The organism is Mesorhizobium sp. M2A.F.Ca.ET.037.01.1.1 (assembly GCF_003998075.1).
Taxonomy (GTDB): domain Bacteria; phylum Pseudomonadota; class Alphaproteobacteria; order Rhizobiales; family Rhizobiaceae; genus Mesorhizobium.
The window spans coordinates 1-2,360 of sequence record NZ_RZSA01000987.1; the positions used below are offsets into that span (position 1 = coordinate 1).

Here is a 2,360-nt window from a genome sequence, read left to right on the forward strand (position 1 = left end):
TTGTCGAACAGATCTTTTACGCTGGCGATGTTGTTGTAGCGGAAGGTGACGGTGAGATTTCGGACCACCTCCGGAATACCGGCACTCATCGGTGTCGTGCCGATGAACCAATCGTCCGTCGAAAAGAATGGATGGTCGGCGCAGCAGGCCACGAGGTCGCGCCCTGTATAAGCGCGGGCCAAGCGCACGGCGCCGGACGTCGCATCCGAGCCATCCTTGCAGAATTTTACCATCTGCGCGTCGACAAGCTCCAGAAACGTCTCGGCGCAGTCGACTTCGATCCTAGCCGGTCGCGTGAAATTGGAGCCACCACTCAACGCTGCCTCAACCGCTCTCAGGACTGTCGGGTAGGCATGCCCCAATCCAACGGAACGATTGCCCATGCCATATTCGATGTATTCGTTGCCATCGACGTCCCAGACATGACATCCAAGTCCACGCTCAATGAAACCCGGGGCGAGAATGGGATACTGATCATCGCCCTTCGCGTATGTATGGCAGCCACCTGGGATCAGTTGGCGCGCGCGACCTTGCAAACGGACAGATTTGCGAAAACAAGGGCTCTGCTCAGACATGTACCACACTCCAGCTGTTGGAAAGTCTACATGTCCGGTCCAAAATTTCGCGATCACCAAATGGCTGCCGATTTAGCACTTATGGTGGATGTTGGAGCCCAATACCGGCGTTTTATAACGATCACGCCATTTGCAGCGGCTGCGGAACAGCCGATCGCGGAACGAGGCTAACAAAGACGACCCGCAGAAGTGAACTCTGGCGGGCCGTCTGAAACCACCTGTCATTCTTCCGCGAGGGCACCTTCCCCGAAAAGGTCGTTCACCTTGTAGGCAACCTCAGTCCTGTTGGTCGCCTTCAGTTTCTTCATGATATTGCGGATGTGGACTTTCACGGTGCTTTCGCGCAAGTTCAGTTCGTAGGCTATGATCTTGTTCGCCTTGCCGCGCCGAAGCGCCTGAGCCACTTCAGCTTGCCGGTGCGTGAACATAGTCGTCAGCGGACGTGTGTCGCGGCTGCCTGAATCGATCAGATGCCGCATGGACAGCACGCTACTGGCCGGTACGAAGATGCCGCCAGCCGCCGCAAGGTTGACGGCTTCGACACAGACGTCAATGCCAACAGAAGTCGGAATGTATCCGCGTGCGCCGCTTTCAAGGGCGGTCAGTATCTGTGTAAGATCTTCCGTGTCAGCCAGCAGAATCACTGGAACAGAACTGAACTCTGAAGAGATCATTCGGACCTCTTCAGCTATGCTTTGATCGGTAACTTTGCGTCCGCCAAGATTAAATAGGATAGCGGCTAAAGGAGGGTATGCTTCCTTCTTTATTCGCCATTCTTCGATCCTGTCCATGGCGACAACAGCCATGCCAAGCTCATGGTCCTCCAGAGCCGATGCTAGACATTCCCGGTCTAACGCCCTTCCGTCAAGAATAAGTAGGCATTCCTTGTCTAGTTGTTCGTTGCTCTTTGCGCTGCTCGACGAGATTTCTGATTGATTTGGCGAAGCAAGATTATGTAGGCCGATCACAGAACTCATACTAGCACCCCAACTTTTGCCCAACACGACCGCCTCATGGCGGCCGACAGCCCCCTCAAATCCTAGATTTTTTGAAAGTTTCTACCAATCTGAGAGTCCAGCCAGGCCCCCCCAGCTTGGACCCTCATCGCTTCTCCCCTACACCACCTAGAATTCAGTAGTTGATGCTTTACTAGCGAGAGCTAATCTAAGTTAATTTTCTGTAAATTTTTTTGGCTCTCAAGGGTCCCGCTGATGGGCAGGCATACGGGCCGAAACCATTGGGCCGGGTTCCTGGAGTCGTGCACGCAAATGATTTCAGGCAAAGCAGCGCCGCCAACCTCATCCGATAGGCGGAAGCAGGACCGTTAATCCACGGCGGCTTCTTACTCCAAAGGCTTCGTTGACGTCATACATTGCCAAAGAAGAACATCTGTTTGCCAGCGTCTGCCCGGGCTTACGCCGGTCTGTCTGCGGATAAAGCGAAGACAGGGTAGGGGAGCCATTCGCCCGCCCCAATGGCTCCCCTATCGCTTTTGCGGTGAGCGGCACAGCAGAAAATCCGCCTGCCAGCATTGTCTGGCAGGCGGACAGATGCTCCTAGAATTGACGATTGGAACCTCAGGCGTGTCCCTGGGGTTCAGTCTCGCTCAGCCAACGGCAGACCGCCTCATGGCTACGGGTCACTGTCTCAAACGCATCGATCAACTTCTTGGCGGCTTTGTTAGCGACGTGGGATTCAGGATACTGGGCGGTCACAGCCTGCGCTCGCTCATAAATTTCCTTGAGCTGCTTCACCTGCTTTGGTCCAAATGCGCCGTGTACAACC

General features: G+C 54.7%; 3 protein-coding genes. All 3 read right to left on the minus strand.

Annotated elements, in window-relative coordinates; all coding sequences use genetic code 11:
* On the minus strand, positions 1-575 hold a 575-nt coding region (locus EOA27_RS32305; protein WP_127258261.1), incomplete at its 3' end, for an aminotransferase class III-fold pyridoxal phosphate-dependent enzyme.
* Positions 576-796: 221 nt separating this feature from the next.
* Entirely contained in the window at positions 797-1,552 is a 756-nt protein-coding gene (locus EOA27_RS32310) for a response regulator transcription factor (protein ID WP_126082688.1), read from the minus strand.
* 600 nt (positions 1,553-2,152) lie between these two features.
* Positions 2,153-2,360 (minus strand): hypothetical protein (locus tag EOA27_RS41105; protein ID WP_210214190.1); only part of this gene is annotated, 208 nt, incomplete at its 5' end.

Excerpts from the sequence above, each read along its gene's own strand:
- EOA27_RS32310 (WP_126082688.1), bottom strand. The coding sequence starts at position 1,552 with ATGAGTTCTGTGATCGGCCTACATAATCTTGCTTCGCCAAATCAATCA.